The organism is Acidimicrobiales bacterium, from assembly GCA_034521975.1.
Classification (GTDB): domain Bacteria; phylum Actinomycetota; class Acidimicrobiia; order Acidimicrobiales; family SKKL01; genus SKKL01.
Genome location: JAXHLR010000003.1, coordinates 170,881 through 189,575, shown reverse-complemented (window position 1 = coordinate 189,575; position 18,695 = coordinate 170,881). Strand labels below are relative to the sequence as shown.

The 18,695-nt window shown below is 70.6% G+C and carries 12 protein-coding genes; 9 read left to right on the top strand and 3 right to left on the bottom strand.

The window, feature by feature from the left end:
* Positions 1-131: 131 nt before the first annotated feature.
* Both U5K29_03060 and U5K29_03055 read left to right on the top strand, forming a co-directional pair.
* Positions 132-647, top strand: a complete 516-nt coding sequence (locus tag U5K29_03060; protein MDZ7677513.1) for a sigma-70 family RNA polymerase sigma factor — start codon at positions 132-134, stop codon at positions 645-647.
* Positions 640-4,383 (top strand): hypothetical protein, encoded by a 3,744-nt coding sequence (locus U5K29_03055; protein ID MDZ7677512.1) that lies wholly within the window; start codon positions 640-642, stop codon positions 4,381-4,383. Before U5K29_03060 ends, U5K29_03055 begins: the two co-directional genes overlap by 8 nt.
* A 41-nt stretch (positions 4,384-4,424) precedes the next feature.
* Here U5K29_03055 and U5K29_03050 read toward each other — a convergent pair whose 3' ends face one another.
* On the bottom strand, positions 4,425-5,858 hold the full coding sequence (locus U5K29_03050; protein ID MDZ7677511.1) for a DEAD/DEAH box helicase: 1,434 nt from the start codon (positions 5,856-5,858) through the stop codon (positions 4,425-4,427).
* 251 nt (positions 5,859-6,109) lie between these two features.
* Between U5K29_03050 and U5K29_03045 the strand changes: the two genes are divergently transcribed.
* Positions 6,110-7,888, top strand: a complete 1,779-nt coding sequence (locus tag U5K29_03045; protein ID MDZ7677510.1) for a cation:proton antiporter — start codon at positions 6,110-6,112, stop codon at positions 7,886-7,888.
* 68 nt (positions 7,889-7,956) lie between these two features.
* On the opposite strand, the gene U5K29_03040 is transcribed toward U5K29_03045, so the two are convergent.
* On the bottom strand, positions 7,957-8,715 hold the full coding sequence (locus tag U5K29_03040) for a phosphoglyceromutase (GenBank protein MDZ7677509.1): 759 nt from the start codon (positions 8,713-8,715) through the stop codon (positions 7,957-7,959).
* Between the two features lie 178 nt (positions 8,716-8,893).
* On the opposite strand from U5K29_03040, the gene dnaK reads away from it, so the two are divergent.
* The 6 genes from dnaK to U5K29_03010 all read left to right on the top strand — a co-directional run bounded on the left by dnaK (position 8,894) and on the right by U5K29_03010 (position 17,148).
* Positions 8,894-10,747 (top strand): molecular chaperone DnaK, encoded by a 1,854-nt coding sequence (gene dnaK, locus U5K29_03035; protein MDZ7677508.1) that lies wholly within the window; start codon positions 8,894-8,896, stop codon positions 10,745-10,747.
* Positions 10,744-11,343, top strand: coding sequence for a nucleotide exchange factor GrpE (locus U5K29_03030; protein ID MDZ7677507.1), 600 nt, complete (start codon positions 10,744-10,746; stop codon positions 11,341-11,343). The genes dnaK and U5K29_03030 overlap by 4 nt, the downstream gene beginning before the upstream one ends.
* Before the next feature lie 49 nt (positions 11,344-11,392).
* Complete coding sequence (gene dnaJ / locus U5K29_03025) at positions 11,393-12,520, top strand: molecular chaperone DnaJ (GenBank protein ID MDZ7677506.1); 1,128 nt, start codon at positions 11,393-11,395, stop codon at positions 12,518-12,520.
* 6 nt (positions 12,521-12,526) lie between these two features.
* A complete protein-coding gene (locus tag U5K29_03020; protein ID MDZ7677505.1) occupies positions 12,527-12,964 on the top strand; it encodes a helix-turn-helix transcriptional regulator in 438 nt (145 codons plus the stop codon).
* A 71-nt stretch (positions 12,965-13,035) separates the two neighbouring features.
* Positions 13,036-15,513 (top strand): AAA family ATPase, encoded by a 2,478-nt coding sequence (locus tag U5K29_03015; protein MDZ7677504.1) that lies wholly within the window; start codon positions 13,036-13,038, stop codon positions 15,511-15,513.
* A gap of 300 nt (positions 15,514-15,813) precedes the next feature.
* A complete protein-coding gene (locus tag U5K29_03010) occupies positions 15,814-17,148 on the top strand; it encodes a PLP-dependent aminotransferase family protein (GenBank protein ID MDZ7677503.1) in 1,335 nt (444 codons plus the stop codon).
* Between the two features lie 12 nt (positions 17,149-17,160).
* Here the strand turns inward: U5K29_03010 and U5K29_03005 are convergent, their stop codons facing one another.
* Positions 17,161-18,468, bottom strand: coding sequence for a hemolysin family protein (locus tag U5K29_03005; protein ID MDZ7677502.1), 1,308 nt, complete (start codon positions 18,466-18,468; stop codon positions 17,161-17,163).
* Between the last annotated feature and the right edge of the window lie 227 nt (positions 18,469-18,695).

Below are 18,695 nucleotides of genomic sequence, written 5' to 3'. Positions count from 1 at the left end.
CGTGGGGGATGTTCACTGTAGGGGGCGCCGCGTCGCACGTCGCCGAAGTTTCGACCGATCAGCGCGGCGCCGACCGAGAAATTCGAGCAGACTCGTGTCAACCCGGGGACGGGCCCCGGCGTGTACAGGACGTGACATCCACGGTGCGGGCGCAGACGGGGTTCGAGGAGGCCTTCGACGACCTGTTCCTCCGCGCCTTTCGCGTGGCCCGCCGCATCCTCGCCGATCCGGCGACCGCCGAGGACGTCGCCGCCGAGGCCATGGCCCGGGCGTTCGCCCACTGGCGCAAGATCGGCGACCAGCCCTGGCGCGAGGGATGGGTGGTGCGGGTCGCCACCAACCTGGCCCTCGACATCGCCCGCAGGCGCAGCCGTCTCGCCGACGTCGCGGTGCAGGAGGCGTCGGTCGAGGACGACGACGTGGCGGTGCGGGTGGCCCTGGTGGAGGCGATGGCCCGGCTCCCCAGGCGTCAGCGGGAGGTGGTGGCGTTGCGCCATCTGGCGGGGATGTCAGAGGCCGAGACGGCAGCGGCGCTGCGGGTGTCGGCCGGCTCGGTGAAGACCCACCTGTCGAGGGGTCTGGCCGCGTTGCGCAAGGGGCTGGGGCCCGATGCCCCGGTCCCGGTCGGGGAGGTGGCCGATGTCTGAGAACTGGCCGGCTCCCACTCCCCGGGACGAGATGCTGTCCCGGGTCGTGGTGCGAGGACGGAGGATCCGCATGGTCAATCGACTCTTGATCGGAGTCGCCGCGGCTGCTGCCACAGCCGCCGGGGTGGCCGGCCTGGCGCTCGGGGCGTCGGGGACGGTGTCGTTCGGCGGTGGTCCCGTCGGTGCCGCGGTAGCGGGTGACGGGGTCACCTACTTCGCCTGTCCCAACACCGGGGCGGTGGGCGAGCTGCACGACGGCGATCGCGTGTACCTCACCGGCCAGGACGACAGCGGCGACTGGGTGCAGGTGCGCTCCCCGCTGACCTCCACCAGCCGGGTGTGGATCCGTGGCGAGCTCGTCGATCCCGACGAGCAGATCGACCTGCCGGTCGCCACCTGCTCGGACGAGGTGGGCGAGCTGGCGCTGGTCGATCCCACGGTCACCACGACCACGACCGCCGAGCCGGTTGACGAGGAGCCCGACGAGGCAGACGGGTCGACGACGACCTCCACGGTCGCGCCGACCACCACCGCGACCACCGCACCGGCCACGACGACCACGGTCGCGCCGCCGCCGCCGACGACCACGACCGCACCGACCACCACCACGACGTCGACCACGACGACCACGACGGCGCCGACCACCACGACGACCACCGCCCCGGCCCCGGTGATCGGCCAGATCAGTGAGAGTCCGGGCACCATCCGTGAGGTCGACGCGATCGCTCCTTCGACGAACTGCTCGAGCAATCCGACCGACCCGACCACCTCGACCATCTCCCTGGGTGCGACCAATGCGTCGACGGCAACCATGAGCTGGTCGGTCGGTGGATCGTCCGGCTCGAAGTCGATGACCCAGCAGGGACAGGGCTTCTCCGCCGTGCTGGGACCCTTCGGGGAGTCGACGATCCCGTCGGGCAGCGCCACCATTCAGGTCACGATCGAGATCTCGGGGCCGGGTGGAACCGACACGGCCCAAACCAGCGTCCAGCTTCTCCACTCGACGACTGCCCTTCGGGTGATGACGATGAACCAACGCACGCTCATTCTTCTCTCGGTCGTTGCCGGGCTTGCGCTCTTCTCGGGCGGGCTGGTGCTCGGCAACGTGGTGCGCAGCGACGCCGGTGAGGACCCGGCGTCGCCGAACACCGTGCCGATCGCGACCGCCGCTCCCGTGCTGGCCGGCACCTCCCCGGGCGCCACCGAAGCCGCCCCCGACCCAGTGAGCCCGTACCAGCGCTCGGGCCACCAGATCCCGCTCGATCTCCCTTCGACAGGCGGCGATCCCGACGGGCCGGCGGACGCCTCCACCGCCGGCCCGTCCACCGGGTCCCCCGACGCGGCAGGCACCGAGGAGGGCGAGCCGTCGGCCCTGGCCGAGCGGATCTACGGCCCCGAGCGCGGCATCGACAGCGACGGGGAAGGTGAGATCTACGAGCCCCCGACCACGCCATCGGAGATGGCGGACGCCGACGACGCCGACCCCGACGGCGACGGTGCCGATCCCGGCGACGCCGAGGGCGCTGGGGACGGCTCCGACGGCGATCTCGTCGGGGTCGACCTCGAGGAGTTGCTCGCCGAGGAGTGGCCGGTGGACCTGCCCCGCCCGCGGCTCGAAGAGCCCCGGTTCAGCGATCCGTGTGCCGCGGCCGACGCCGACGAGGACGCCTGCCCGGCCGGGATGGGCGGCACGATCACCCTGCTCGACCACGGCGAGGGAACGCCTGATCCGCTGTCGATCAGCGCTCAGTTGTACGAGACCCTGAGCGTGAGCGGGGTCCTGCGCTGCGACGACCTCGGCATGGGCGACGACGGCATCTACCGGGCGGTGTTCGCCAGCAACAACCCCGCCGACTTCACGATTCGTCACTGGCCGAGCGGCTCGCCTGACGAGGCGCAGGAGCTCAGCTACCGCACCCCGGACTCCGAGCGCGACTGGTGGGCCGAGCGCCACCTCGCGGGGGAGCCCACGTGGGCGAACCCCCACGGTGGCGTGCAGAACTGCCCGGAGATACCGGGTCTGGCTCACCGTCACACCACCGTCGAGATCCACGGCGTCGATGACTTCGGCACCGAGGACACGGCGCGGATCTTCTTCACCCCACCGCGTGGCGGCTCGGGCGAGACGCCCCGCACGGTCACCTTCACCCCGCGTCGCGACCCGGTCCACGGCATCCTCGCCGCCCCGTACAAGAGCGACAGCGAGTCGGTGTACATGGCATCGATCCCCAAGAACGGGCCGCGGGGCTCCGAACGGTCCTGCACCGACATCGAGGCCGACATGCTCGACGGGCGGCACCGCAGCGACCTCAGCCTCGTCGACGTCCGCGACGGCACGCTCGCCCGTCGGCCAGGCGACGACTCCGACCCCGACTTCGACCGGGTGGCGGTCGGACGGGTCTTCCCCGAGGAGGGCACCACCTATGACCTGTGCGTGTGGATCACGGTGCCCGGCCCGCGGTCGTTCGACCGTCCGACCGTGATCGAGCGGGAGTCGTTCACCGTGCGGGCGCCGCGGGCCCTGCGGGTGCGGATCTGGGCGACGGGCGGGTTCGCCATCGGACCGCTCGACGCCTACAGCGTCCGTGTGGCCGCGACCAACTGGCGCGACGGCTACGGGCCCGGAAGAACGTTCCCCGACGATGATCTCCCCTCCGGCCCCTTCACCTTCGACGAACGGGTGCTGATGACCGGCAGCGGATCGAGCAAGGTCCCGGCGACCACCCTGTTGGAGATCACCGGCCCGTCGGGGTGGACCAGCACGATCGACGTGCCGACGCCGACCCGCTGTCCGATGCTCGGCTTCTTCGAGTGCCCCACCCCCGGATCCGACGAGTACCGGGTCCCGATCCCGCTCATGGACGGTCGTCTGAGCCTGGTGGTGGAACGCTACGCGGGGCCCGGTGGTCCACCCGACGGGAACCCGCTCGAGGACGGATGGCAGGTGAGGTCGCAAGGCGACTTCGATCCCGCCGAGCCGGAGGGATCAGCGGAGCTCCCCCGCATCGACGGGCACCGGTCCTTCCTCCGGACCCGTCCCGGCGAACCGGGCGAGGCGCCGGGAATGACCATGCGCCTGGAGTTCGACCGGCCCGTCCGGGTGGAGGCCACGCCCCACATGAACTTCGTGGGCGATTGTGGTGCCGGGGAGACCCAGACGACCGACGACTTCCGCTCCTCGGTGCAGATGTTCTGGGAGGAGCTGTGCTGGGGCGGCGCGTACTCGGTCGGCCTGCTCGCCGTCGACGAGGAGGGCAACGAGCTCGACCTGCGCGCCGAGGTCGACGGGACCCCCACCGGTGACGTCGGATGGGGGTACGTGGTGCTGCCGGGCTTCACGATCGAGGAGTTCACCGTCGGTGTGACCATCGACCGCCTGGGCGACGGGATCAGACCCCAGAGCATCGGCGGGACCGTCGGCGGGGTGTCGATCGGTGCCTTCGCCGCACCCGGTCGTGAGCCGAGGTGCCAGACCGACGTCGATCGCGGCCGCCAGACCAACACCGTTCCCAGCGACGGTGGTGTGCCCATCACCTGGAGGGACCCGGTCACGGTGTACCTGCAGGTGGCCGGTGCTGGCGACGGCCGCGACTGCGGGCTCGACGACGGCTACGTGGCGGTCACGCTCCGCCAGGAGGTGCCCCTTGACGAGCTCCTCGCGGGGCCGGTCACCTTGACCTACGACGAGGCCGACGCGCAGATCACCGTCGAGATCATCGACGTGGTCGCCGGCTGAGCGGTCCGGGCGGCGACGGGTGCCGCCCGGAACGGAACGGGTCAGCCCTGCTTGGCGCGCTTGGCGGCCCGGGCCCTGGCCGACTGTCCGGGCCGCTTGCCGCCGCGACCTTGCCCGTTGCCGCGCTGACCGCCGCCGTTGCCACCGCGCCCGCCACCGTTTCCGCCCTGGCCCTTGTTGGCCGAGCCTCTGCCGCCTTGGCGGTTGCGCTGGGGACGGTCGTCGGTGCGTTCGGGTGCGGGCTTGGGCGCGGCCCGGACCGGGCCGAGCACGTCGAGGTCGGGGGCACCGACGCCTTGGCGCAGGCCGAGGCTGCGCTGGATCTTGCGCACGTCGTTCACCTGCTCTGCGGGGACCAGTGACACGACCAGCCCGGTCCGCCCGGCGCGGCCGGTGCGGCCCGAGCGGTGGACGTAGTCCTTCTGGTCGGCAGGGACGTCGAAGTGCACCACACAGGCCACTTCGTCGACGTGGATGCCGCGGGCGGCGACGTCGGTGGCGACCAGCGCCTGCACCTTGCCGGAGGTGAACTGGGCCAGGGCCCGCTCGCGCTGGCCCTGTGACCGATCGCCGTGGATGGCGGCCGCGGAGACGCCTTCGCGGGCGAGCTGCTTGGCCAGGCGGTCGGCGCCGCGCCGGGTGCGGCAGAACACGATCGTCGGCCACTCGGCGGTGACGACCCGGGCGGTGACCCCGAGGCGTTCGGGGCGTTCGACCTTCCAGAACTCGTGGCGGTTCGACGGGGCGTCGTCGGCGACGACGTGCTCGTGGCGGGCGGGGTTGTGCTGGTAGCGCTTGATCAACACGTTGACGTCGCCGTCGAGAGTGGCCGAGAACAAGAGGGTCTGGCGGTCGTCGGGGGTGCGGTCGAGGAGGCGCTTGACCTCGGGGAGGAACCCCATGTCGGCCATGCGGTCGGCCTCGTCGAGCACCACCATGGTGGCGGCATCGAGATGGATCTCGCCCTGTTGCACCAGGTCGGCGAGGCGACCGGGGCAGGCGACGGCGATGTCGACGCCGTGGGCGAGGGCCTTGAGCTGCTTGCCGAAGCCGACACCGCCGAAGAAGGTGGCCACCGACGGGCCCTTCGGGCCGGCCAGGGCCGTGAGCTCCTCGGCCACCTGGGTGGCCAGCTCGCGGGTGGGGACCAGCACGAGGCCGCGGGGGTGGCGGGGCTTGGCCTGGGACACGCCGGCCACCAGCGGGATGCCGAAGGCGATGGTCTTGCCCGACCCGGTGGGGGCCCGGCCACAGATGTCGCGCCCGGCGAGGGCGTCGGCGAGGGTCGCGACCTGGATGGGGAAGGCGTCGGTGATGCCTCGCTGGGTGAGGCGGCCGGCGATGGCGTCGGGGACGCCGAGCTCGGCAAAGGTGGTGGCCGCGCCTGTGGGCGCGACGGCGGGGGAGGACAACAGATGACTCCAGAGATCGGGGGGCCGCCGGGCGGCGGCAGGGGTCTGGTTGGGGTGCGACATCCCAGGGGCACCTTCCCGATGGTGGCCAGGTGGCGACCGGTCCGCTTCGCCTGCGGGGGAAGGGTGGCCTCGGCCGGGGACTCCCGAACGTGACCCACCGGCAGGAGCCGGCGTCGCCCCGCCGATGTGGCGGGACCGCAGCACCCTACACGGTGGCTCCCCAGAACCCTCCCCGCCAGGATCGCCCGGAACCGACCCGGCGCCGCGTAGCCTTCGGTGAACCCCCCGGTTCGAGCCCCCCGATGGAGACGATGGACGATCCCACGGCCGCCATCGCGACCGTTGTGCTACTCGGTGTCGGCGCCCAGCTGATCGCCACGCGCCTGCGGATCCCGGCGATCCTGCTCCTGGTCGCCGCCGGGTTGGCGGCGGGTCCGTGGTTCGGGCTCATCGATCCCGACGAGCTGCTGGGCGACCTGCTGTTCCCGATCGTGTCGATGGGGGTCGGCCTGCTCCTGTTCGAGGGCGGTCTCGGGTTGCACCGCTCCGAGCTGGGGTCCTGGGGCGGTGTCCTGGTCCGTCTCCTGACCGTGGGGGTGGCGGTCACCGGCGTCATCGCGGCCGTGGCCGCGGTGACAGTGGGGGGTCTGCCGCTCGAGGTGGCGGTGGTGTTCGGGGCGATCATGACCGTCACCGGACCCACGGTGATCATCCCGCTGCTGCGCCAGTCGCGCTTGCGACCCCGTGTGGCCCGGGTGCTGCGCTGGGAGGCGATCTGGATCGATGCCATCGGCGCAACGCTCGCCATCGTCATGCTGGAGGTGGTGGTCGTCGCCGGGGACGGGCCGGTGCAGATCGCCGGCGAGGTGCTCCTCACCGCTGGGGTCGGCACCCTTCTCGGCCTCCTGGGTGCGTTGGCGCTCGCGTGGGTGCTCGGCCACCGCCTGGTTCCCGACCACATCCAGAACCCGGCGATCATCGCGACGGTGCTCGTCGCCTTCGCCGTCGCCAACCACCTGCGCGAGGAGGCGGGGCTGTTCGCGGCCACGGTGCTCGGGATCGCGCTGGCCAACCAGCGACGGGCACCGGTCCGTCACGTGCTGGCCTTCCAGGAGAGCCTCGGGGTGCTGCTCATCGGGGGGATCTTCATCGTGCTCGGTGCCCGGGTCGAGGCCGCCGACCTGCGTGACAACCTCGTTCCCGGCCTGTTGGTGCTGGTCGTGCTGGTGGCCGTCGCCCGCCCGGTTGCAGTGTGGGTGTCGACGTGGCGGTCGAGCCTGAGTCGAAGCGAGCGGCTGTATCTGGCCGGGGTGGCGCCCCGGGGGATCGTCGCGGCCGCGGTGTCGGCGTTGTTCGCGCTGAGGCTGCAGGACGCGGGGGTCGACGGCGCGAGCGACCTCACGGCCCTGACCTTCGTGGTGGTGGCGGGCTCGGTCGTCGTCTACGGGCTGGGGGCTGTTCCCCTGTCGCACCGGTTGCGGCTGAGCGTCCCCGAACCGACCGGTGTGGCGCTGGTGGGGGCGCCGTCCTGGGCGGTGCAGCTCGGCCGGTGCCTGCTCAGCGTCGAGGTTCCCGTGCTGGTGGTGACCACCGACGAGTCCGAGATCCGCGAGGCCCAGCAAGCCGACCTCCTCGTCTACAACGGGCGACTTGCCCACCGCGACCTGGCCGACACCGTCGAGGCGCTGGGTGTCGGTCTGGCGCTCGCGGTGTCGGACAAGGAGGAGCTCAACGCCTTCGGGGCTGAACGGTTCGTGGAGCTGATCGGCGGGGCCAACGTCTACGGTCTGCCGCGCAGCGCCGAGGAGCGGACCGAGAGCCACGGCGGTGTCGGTGGCGGCGAGGTCCGCGAGCTGGGCGACGGGCTGGTGGGGACCGATCTGGCGGCGTTGCTGGAGTCGGGTGCCACCGTTGAGGTCATCGACCGGTCGACGCTCGACGACCAGCGCGAGACGTTCTTCCCCCTCCTCACCGCCACCGACGGGGATGCCGCGGTCGTGAGGGGCAGTGTCCCGTCGAGCGCGAGGTGGGTGATCGGCTTCCGGTCGCCGGTCGAGGCGCCGTCGGGCCCGGGGTCGTCGTCGGACTGACCCCGCCCCCGTCCCCTGCCACCACCCGTCCCCTGCGGGAGCGGGAGGGGGAGGGAGAGTGGTGCGGGTCAGCCGGTCTGTTTGGCGACCGCCTCCGCCGCGGCGCGTGCGGCCTCGACGTCGCCCAGGTAGCGCTGGTGGAAGTGCTCGACGGGGTCGGGTGCCATGTCGGCGTCGAGCTGGTAGCGCACCGGGATCCCGGTGGGGATGTTGAGCTCGGAGATGTCGTCGTCGGAGATGTGGTCGAGGTGCTTCACCAGGGCTCGCAGGCTGTTGCCGTGGGCCACGACCAGCACGACGTTGCCGGCCCGCAGGTCGGCGACGATGGCGTCGTACCACCAGGGCAGCATCCGTTCGACCACGTCGGCGAGGCACTCGGTGGCCGGCAGCACGTCGGGAGCGAGCTTGCGGTAGCGGGGGTCGTCGGTGGGCTGGTACGGGTTGGAGGGGTCGAGCGGCGGGGGTGGCGTGTCGTAGCTGCGCCGCCAGATGTGCACCTGCTCGTCGCCGAACTGCTCGGCGGTCTCCTTCTTGTTCTTGCCGGTGAGGTCGCCGTAGTGGCGCTCGTTGAGCCGCCAGCTTCGCCGCACCGGGATCCAGGCCCGATCCATGGCGTCGAGGGTGAGGTTGGCGGTGCGGATGGCCCGCTTCTGCACCGAGGTGTGCACGATGTCGGGCAGGACTCCGGCCTCGACCATGGCCGGGCCCGCGGCCACCGCCTCGGCTTCGCCGGCCACGGTGAGGTCGACGTCGTGCCAGCCGGTGAACAGGTTCTCTTCGTTCCAGGTGCTCTGGCCGTGGCGGAGCAGGACCAAGGTGTGTGCCATGGGCCCCGATGGTAGGGGACCCGAGGGCTCCCCGGTAGCTGACAACGAGGCACTCAACTTTTCTCAACAATCTGCGTTGCCGGTGTGGTGACCGCCGTGATGGGTTGCTAGCATCGTTGTCAACGTTCCCCCCGAACACGAACGCAGCACTGTCCGCAACCCTCAGGGAGAGAGTCCCATGCCCAAGGCCGTCGGTATCGACCTCGGTACCACCAACTCTGTCGTCAGCGTCCTCGAAGCGGGCGATCCGGTCGTCATCCCCAACTCCGAGGGCAGCCGCACCACGCCGTCGGTCGTCGCCTTCTCCAAGGGCGGCGAGGTCCTCGTCGGTGAGGTCGCCAAGCGCCAGGCCATCACCAACCCCGATCGCACCATCCGCTCGGTCAAGCGCCACATGGGCACCGACTGGAAGACCGAGGTCGACGGCAAGGCCTACACGGCCCAGGAGATCTCGGCCCGCACCCTCCAGAAGCTCAAGCGCGACGCCGAGGCCTACCTCGGAGACTCGGTCGACCAGGCCGTCATCACCGTGCCCGCCTACTTCGACGACGCCCAGCGCACCGCCACCAAGGAGGCCGGCCAGATCGCCGGGCTCGAGGTGCTGCGCATCATCAACGAGCCCACCGCGGCCGCACTGGCCTACGGCCTCGACAAGGAGGGCGCCGACCAGACCATCCTGGTGTTCGACCTCGGTGGTGGCACCTTCGACGTCTCGGTCCTCGAGATCGGCGACGGCGTGTTCGAGGTCAAGTCGACCCACGGCGACACCAACCTCGGTGGCGACGACTGGGACGAGCGGGTCATCGACTGGCTGACCACCTCGTTCAAGAACGATCACGGTGTCGACCTCAGCAACGATCCGATGGCGCTTCAGCGTCTGAAGGAAGCGGCCGAGAAGGCCAAGATCGAGCTGTCGCAGGTGCAGCAGTCCCAGATCAACCTGCCCTTCATCACCGCCACCGATGCCGGCCCGCTCCACCTCGACTACCAGCTCAGCCGGGCCAAGTTCCAGGAGCTCACCGCCGATCTGCTCGAGCGCTGCAAGAGCCCGTTCGAGCAGGCCATCAAGGACGCGGGCCTCGAGAAGGGCCAGCTCGACCACGTCATCCTCGTCGGTGGCTCCACCCGCATGCCCGCGGTGACCGACCTCGTGGTCGAGATCGCCGGCAAGGAGGCCAACAAGTCGGTCAACCCCGACGAGGTGGTCGCCATCGGCGCCGCTGTCCAGGCCGGTGTGCTCAAGGGCGACGTCAAGGACGTGCTCCTGCTCGACGTCACACCGCTGAGCCTCGGCATCGAGACCAAGGGCGGGGTCATGCACAAGCTCATCGAGCGCAACACCACCATCCCCACCCGCCGCACCGAGGTGTACACCACCGCCGAAGACATGCAGCCTTCGGTCGAGATCCACGTGCTGCAGGGCGAGCGCGAGATGGCCCAGTTCAACAAGACCCTCGGCAAGTTCCAGCTCGTCGACCTGCCTCCTGCCCCGCGTGGCGTGCCCCAGATCGAGGTCACCTTCGACATCGACGCCAACGGCATCGTCCACGTGTCGGCCAAGGACCGGGCCACCAACAAGGAGCAGTCGATGACCATCACCGGGCAGTCCTCGCTCGACAAGGACTCCATCGACCAGATGGTCAAGGACGCCGAGGCTCATGCCGAGGAGGACCGCCGCCGTCGCGAGGAGGCCGAGGTTCGCAACAACGCCGACAGCCTCGTCTACCAGACCGAGAAGGTGCTGCGCGAGCAGGGCGAGAAGTTCTCCGGTGACGAGAAGTCCTCGGTCGAGTCCGCGCTCGAAGAGCTGAAGAAGGCGCTCGCCGGCGACGACGTCGAGGCGATCAAGACCTCGACCGAGACCCTCATGTCGGCGAGCCAGAGCTTCACCCAGCGGCTCTACGAGCAGGCTGCGGCCGAGCAGTCCGGCGAGGCCACCCCTCCGCCCGGCGGTGAGACCGCGAGCGACGACGACGTCGTCGACGCCGAGATCGTCGACGCCGAGGTCGTCGACGAGGACGAGCAGTCGTGACCGGGGCCCACCCGCCCGACGAGCACCGACCCGACCCGTCCGGGGACGAGGCGCCGGCGGCATCCGAACCCGATGCCGCCGGCGCCGATCCCGACCCGCCCACCGAGGCGTCCACCCGACCCGATCTCGGGGGGCTCGCCCCCGACGACCTCGAGTCGCTGGCCACCGAGACCTTCGACCGGCTCGACGGCGTCGTCGCCGAGCGCGACGACTACCTCGACCGTCTCCGCCGTCTCCAGGCCGACTTCGAGAACTACAAGAAGCGCAGCACCAAGGAGCACAAGGAGGCCGGCGAGCGCGCCACCGCCCGGCTGGCCGAGTCGCTGCTCCCGGTGCTCGACTCCTGCGACGCGGCGCTGGTGCACGGCGCCACCGCGGTCGAGCCGATCTTCGCCTCGCTGCTCGGCGTGCTCGAGAAGGAAGGTCTCCAGCGGCTCGATCCGCTCGACCTTCCCTTCGATCCCGAACACCACGAGGCCGTGCTCCACGAGCACGACGACGAGGCCGAGGCCCCCACCGTGGTCGAGGTGCTGCGTCCCGGTTACGTGTGGAAGCACAAGGTGCTGCGACCGGCGATGGTGAAGGTCAAGGGGTGAGCCCCCGGCCGGTGCCGGTGGCACCGCCGACCCAGAGAGGAGGTGAGAGGTGACCGCGCAGAGCGAATGGCTCGACAAGGACTACTACAAGGTGCTCGGCGTGTCCGAGACCGCGAGCCAGAAGGAGATCACCTCCGCCTACCGCAAGCTGGCCCGAGACCTGCACCCCGACGCCAACCCCGACGACCCCAAGGCCGAGGACCGCTTCAAGGAGGTCTCGGCGGCCTACCAGATCGTCGGCGACCCCGAGAAGCGCAAGGAGTACGACGAGTTCCGGCGCCTGGGCCCCATGGCCGGCGGTATGGGCGGCGCCGGCGGGCCAGGTGGGTCGTTCACCTTCACCGCCGACGATCTCGGCGACCTGTTCGGCGGGTTGTTCACCCGCGGCGGGCGCGGTGGTGGCGGTCGGGGCGCACGTGGCGCCGGTCCCCAGCGAGGCACCGACCTCGAGGCCGCGCTGCACCTCAGCTTCACCGACGCGGTCAAGGGTGTCACCACCGAGGTCCATCTCACCTCCGACGCCCCCTGTTCCACCTGTGCCGGCAGCGGCGCCAAGCCGGGTACGGCCCCGGTCACCTGTCCACGGTGTGGCGGGCGGGGCCTGCTCGACGACAATCAGGGCTTCTTCTCGTTCAGCCAGCCGTGCCCGAGCTGCGCCGGCCGGGGCCAGGTCGTCGAGGAGCCGTGCGGCACCTGCCGCGGCACCGGGGTCGAGCGCCGTCCCCGCCAGGTCAAGGTCCGCATCCCCGCCGGCGTCGACGACGGTCAGCGCATCCGGCTCAAGGGCCGCGGCGGTGCCGGCCGCAACGGCGGGCCGCCGGGCGATCTCTACGTGGTGGTGTCGGTGGCCGAGCACCCGATCTTCGGGCGGTCCGCCAAGCACCTCACCATCACCGTCCCCATCACCTATCCCGAAGCGGTGCTCGGTGCCGATATCCGGGTCCCCACCCTCGACGGCGACCCGGTCACGGTCCGGATCCCGCCCGGCACCCGATCGGGTCGCACGTTCCGGGTGCGTGGCCGTGGTGTCATCCCGGCGTCGGGCGCTCCTGGCGACCTGCTGGTCACCGTCGAGGTGGCGGTGCCGTCCAAGCTGTCGGCCGCCGAGCGCAAGCTCGTCGAGCAGCTGGCCGAGGTCGAACCCGAGGTCTCCCCCCGCGCCCACCTGGGAGTGTGACGACCAATGGCGTCGCGTGCTGACGATCCGGCTCGCCGCTCTCGTGTGGCCCGCGATCACGCCGTGTATGTCATCTCGGTCGCGGCCGAGCTCGCCGGGGTCCACCCCCAGACCCTGCGCATCTACGAGCGCAAGGGTCTGGTCGAGCCGGCCCGCACCGGTGGCGGGAGTCGCCGCTACAGCGACGACGACGTCGCCATGTTGCGCCGCATCCAGGACCTCACCAACGAGGGCCTCAACCTGGCGGGGGTCAAGCGGGTGCTGGAGATGGAGGCCGAGGTCGCCGGGTTGCGAGACGAGCTCGACCGGGTCCGCCGTGAGGCCGAGGACGCCATCGCCGCCGCCCACCGCCAGTACCGGCGCGACCTGGTTCCGGTGAACCAGGCGGTCGTGCTCTACGACAAGGGGCGGGCGGCTCGTCGACGCCGCGGGCCAGGCCGCTGACCAGGGGAGATGGTCCAAAGTTGACAACATCATTGATAGGTTTTTGTTCGCCTCGCAGATAGGCTGAGGACATGTCACTCGATCCCAACCGTTGGACGCTCAAGACCCAGGAGGCGGTCAACGCCGCCATCAATGCCGCCCGCTCCAACTCCAACCCCGAGGTCACCCCCGAGCATCTGCTGGTCGCGCTGCTGCAGCAGGAGGAAGGGGTGGTCATGCCCATCCTGTCCAAGGTGGGCAAGGCCCCGCTGTCGGTGCGCAACCAGGCCAACGATGCGGTGGCCAAGCTCCCCAAGGCCTACGGCAGCGAGGCCCGCATCTCGCGCACGTTCAACGAGGTGCTCACCGTCGCCGACCAGGCTCGCAGCGAGCTCGGCGACGAGTACATCTCCACCGAGCACCTCCTGTTGGCGCTGGCCGACCGCATCGAGGTGTCCCGCGAGGAGCTGCTCGGCGCGCTGCGCGACGTCCGCGGCAGCCACCAGGTCACCTCCCAGAACCCCGAGGACCAGTACCAGGCGCTCGAGAAGTACGGGCGCGACCTCACCGAGCTGGCCCGCCAGGGCAAGCTCGACCCCGTCATCGGCCGCGACGAGGAGATCCGCCGCACCATCCAGGTGCTGTCGCGGCGCACCAAGAACAACCCCGTGCTCATCGGCGAGCCCGGTGTCGGCAAGACCGCCATCGTCGAGGGTCTGGCCGGCCGCATCGTCGAGGGCGACGTCCCCGAGAGCCTGAAGAACAAGCAGCTGGTGTCGCTCGACCTGTCGTCGATGGTCGCCGGCGCCAAGTACCGCGGCGAGTTCGAGGAGCGGCTCAAGGCGGTGCTCAAGGAGATCGCCGACGCCGACGGCCAGGTCATCACCTTCATCGACGAGCTGCACACCATCGTCGGTGCCGGCGCGGCCGAAGGTGCCATGGACGCCGGCAACATGATCAAGCCCATGCTGGCCCGCGGCGAGCTGCGCATGATCGGTGCCACCACCCTCGACGAGTTCCGCAAGCACATCGAGAAGGACGCCGCGCTCGAGCGCCGCTTCCAGCAGGTGTTCGTCGGCGAGCCGTCGGTCGAGGCCACCATCGCCATCCTCCGTGGCCTCAAGGAGCGCTACGAGGTCCACCACGGCGTTCGCATCCAGGACGCGGCGCTCGTGGCCGCCGGTGTGCTCTCCGACCGCTACCTCACCGGGCGCTTCCTACCCGACAAGGCCATCGACCTCGTCGACGAGTCCGCCTCCAAGCTGCGCATCGAGATCGACTCGATGCCCACCGAGATCGACGTCGTCGACCGTCGCATCCGCCAGCTCGAGATCGAGCGGGTCGCCCTCGCGAAGGAGACCGACGAGGCCTCGGCCGAGCGGCTGGCATCGCTCGATGCCGAGCTGGCCGACCTGCGCGAGCAGAAGTCGGGCATGGTGGCCCACTGGCAGTCCGAGAAGGACGCCATCGACCGCATCCGCGACCTCAAGGAGCAGCTCGAGTCCCGGCGCTCCGAGGTCGAGCGCGAGTCCGACCTCGAGAAGGCGGCCGAGATCCGCTACGGCCAGCTCCCCGAGCTCGAGCGCCAGGTCGAGGAGGCCACCGCCGCGCTCACCGCACTGCAGACCGAGCAGAAGATGCTCAAGGAGGAGGTCGACGAGGAGGACATCGCCGAGGTCGTCAGCAACTGGACCGGCGTCCCCGTCACCCGGCTGATGGAGGGCGAGCTCGCCAAGCTGGTGCGCCTCGAGGAGGTGCTGCAGCAGCGGGTCGTCGGCCAGGACGACGCCGTGCACCTGGTGGCCAACGCGATCCGCCGCAGTCGCGCCGGCATCTCCGACCCCGACCGGCCCATCGGGTCGTTCCTGTTCCTCGGCCCCACCGGTGTCGGCAAGACCGAGCTGGCCCGCAGCCTGGCCGACTTCCTCTTCGACGACGAGCGGGCGATGGTCCGCATCGACATGTCCGAGTACATGGAGAAGCACTCGGTGAGCCGCCTCATCGGGGCGCCCCCCGGCTACGTCGGCTACGACGAGGGCGGCCAGCTCACCGAGGTGGTGCGGCGCCGGCCCTATGCGGTGGTGCTGCTCGACGAGATCGAGAAGGCCCACTCCGACGTGTTCAACGTGTTGTTGCAGCTGCTCGACGACGGTCGCCTCACCGACGGTCAGGGTCGCACGGTCGACTTCTCCAACGTCGTGCTGATCATGACGTCCAACCTGCCCGGCGATCCCCGCGACTTCTTCAAGCCCGAGTTCATCAACCGGGTCGACGACATCGTGCGGTTCCGCGAGCTCACCGAGGACGACCTGGGCCACATCGTCGAGATCCAGCTCGAGCGGTTGCGCAAGCGCCTCGCCGAGCGCCGCATCGAGCTCGAGGTCACCCCCGCGGCCGCCGGTCTCATCGCCCGCGAGGGCTACGACCCGGCCTTCGGTGCCCGACCGCTCAAGCGGGTCATCCAGCGTGAGCTGGGCGACCGTCTGGCCATGGCGTTGCTCGAGGGCCGGTTCAACGACGGCGACACCGTCAAGGTCGATGTCGACGGTGGCACCCTGACCCTTGCCTAGGTCCCCCCGACTGATAGGGTCTTGGGTGCAGGAGACTCCCGGCTGGGGGCTCTGAGCCGTACCTTCCGAACCGGATCCTCTGTCGTCAGGGTCCCCGTCCAGTCACCATGCTCCCCCAGTTGCTGGCGGAGCTGCCCGATCGGGCATTTGCCCGGCACCGTCAGTGCCGGGCCGCAACCGCATTCGGCCTCCCGTCCTCAGCCTGACTGGGGCGACGCCGACCCAGGTCACAACCACCAGCCAATCGGGCACCGCAGTCGTTGGCCGCTTGGCTCTTTTTCGAGTGCGAGGAGGGTTGCTGTGTCCCTCACCGACCTGAATGGCTCCCGCCGCAGCCGCATGATCGCGTCGTCGGAGATTCGCGAGCTGCTGCGTCTCACCCAGGGATCGGAGATCATCTCTCTCGCGGGCGGGCTTCCCGACCCCGATCTGTTTCCCACCGAGGCGATCGCCCGGGCCTCGGCCACGGTCGCGCTCGACCCTGGCCGGTTCCAGTACGGCCCGACCGAGGGCGACGATCGGTTGCGAGAGTGGATCGCCGAGCGCCACACCCGCCGGACCGGTTACCCGACCGACGCCAACCAGGTGATCGTCACCGCCGGTTCGCAGCAGGCACTCGACCTGGTCGCCCGCGTGCTCGCCGATGCCGGCGATCTGGTGGCGGTCGACGATCCCGGCTACATCGGTGCGCTCCAGGCGTTCTGCGGTGCCGAGCTCGAGCTCGCGGGCATCCCCGTCGACGCCGGGGGGCTCGATGTGGACCATCTCGCCTATCGGCTCGCCAACGGCATGGCACCGCAGTTCGTCTACACCGTGCCCACGTTCCAGAACCCCACCGGGACGACGCTGTCCGCCGAACGGCGCCGCGCGCTGGGCGAGCTGGCCGAGCACCATGGCTTCGTCCTCGTCGAGGACGACCCCTACGACGAGCTGAGCTTCGCCGGTTCGGCCCCTCCGCCGTTGGGCGCGTTCACCGACCGGGTCGTGTCGATCGGATCGTTCTCCAAGACGATCGCTCCTGGTCTGCGGGTGGGTTGGCTGATCGCTCCTCCCACGCTGGCCCCGGTGCTGTCCAAGGCCAAGCAGGCCCTCGACCTGCACACCTCGAGCGTCGGGCAGGCCATCGTCGCCGAGCTGGTGACCACACCGGGGTGGTTCGTCGCCCACATCGACCACGTCGCCGCGATCTACCACCAGCGGGCGGCGACTCTGCACGGTGCGCTGGTCGGCCGGTGGGGTGACACCATCGACTGTGCTCCTGCCGAGGGGGGCATGTTCCTCTGGGCCACGTTGCCCGAAGGCGCTGGGGTCGACACGCGCACCCTGCTGGCCCCGGCGTTGGCGGAGAACGTGGCGTTCGTCCCCGGCGGTGCGTTCGCGGTCGAGCGCGAGCTGGGCTCGAGCATGCGCCTCTCCTTCGCCACCGTCTCCGAGGCCGATCTCGTCGAGGGCGCAGACCGCCTTGCCCGGGTGGTCACCCAGGAGCTGTGGTCGCCGACGGTCGACGAACGGCCCGCGCTCGTGATCCCGGGCGTCGACGAGGTGGAGGACACGTCGCTGGTGAGCGTCGACGAGCGTCTGGTGTACGCCGACGAGGCCCGAGCGGTGAAGCTCCCCCGCCCCGAGGCGCTCTGAGCCCGGCTGCTGTCAGCCGGGCTCGGGTCTTTCGGGCCGCTCGGGTGCGTCGGGCGGCGACGTGTCGGTGGCGGTGATGGCGATCTCGGTGATCGCACGGGCGCCAACGCGGGTCACCTCGAAGCGCCAGTTGCCGATCTCCACCGTGTCGCCGGGTTGGTCCGGCAGGCGCTGGAGGTGGGCGAGGACGAGCCCCGCCACGGTGGTGTAGTCGCCGTCGGGCACGTCGATCCCCAGGTCGCCGAGGTCGTGGATCGGGAAGCGGCCGGGCACCACCACCACCCCACCGGGCCGGCGACGCACCGAGAGCACGTCGCGGTCGGTCTCGTCGTAGATCTCGCCGACGAGCTCTTCGACGAGGTCCTCGACGGTGACGATGCCCTCGGTGCCGCCGTGCTCGTTGATCACGATCGCCATCTGGAGGTGGCGTTGCTGCATCTCGCGCAGCGCGTCGAGGGCGAGGGCCGATTCAGGCAGGGCGAGCGGGGTGTAGGCGACCGATTCGACGCTGCGGTCGTCGTCGACGAGCAGGTCGCGGATGTGGACGATGCCGGTGACCTCGTCGAGCGCGCCGCCGCGGCCGACCGGGGCGCGTGCGTGCCCGGACGCGGCGAGCGCACCGAGCGCGTCGCGGCACGGCGCGTCGGCGTCGAGGACGAACACCTCGGTGCGGGGCTTGAGGATCTCGGCCAGTCTGCGGTCGGCGATCTCGAAGGCCCCGGAGATGATCCGGCGGTGCTGGGGCGAGAAGTCCACCTGCGACGCCACCAGGTCGCGCAGCTCCGCCTCGGTGATCTCCTCGCGCTCGCTGTGGGGGTCGCCGCCGAGGACGCGGACGACGAGGTTGGTCGAGTGCGACAGCAGCCAGATGACCGGTCGGGTCAGCTTGGCGAGCCCGGCGAGGGGCCGGGCCACGAGCAGGCCCCACCGCTCGGCCCGCTGCATGGCGAGGCGCTTGGGGGCGAGCTCGCCGACCACGAGGGTGGCGTAGGAGAGGATGACCGTCACGACCACGATCGAGGTGGGACGCGCCACATCGCCGAGGGGACCGAGCAGGTCCTCGATGGGTGCTGCGAGGGCAACCGCGGCCGAGGCCGAGGCGAGGAAGCCGGCGAGGGTGATGCCGATCTGGATCGTGGCCAGGAACCGGTTGGGGTCCCGCGCCAGTCGGGCCAGGGCCGCGCCCCGGGCCGAGCTGGTCTCCAGGCGCTGCAGCTGGCCTTCGCGCAGCGACACGAGGGCCAGCTCGGATCCGGCGAACACCGCGTTGACGAGCACGAGCACCCCGACCAGGCCGAGCTGGAGCCAGTAGCCGTTCACGGGTCGTTCCTTTCCGGCCGGTCGGTGGTGGCGGTCGCTGCCCGGCCTGGCGGCTCACGATATGGGCGGGGAGGGGTGGAGTGGGTGAGGTCCACGTTGGGTGGCGGCGTGAGCCCAGCCTCGACGAGGAGGGCGGCGTATCAACCACCGAAGGTGAAAACTTGATGGGTCGGACGGCTCATATCCATAGTTCCGCTGGACATCTGCCACGTAGCGTGGTTACCTGA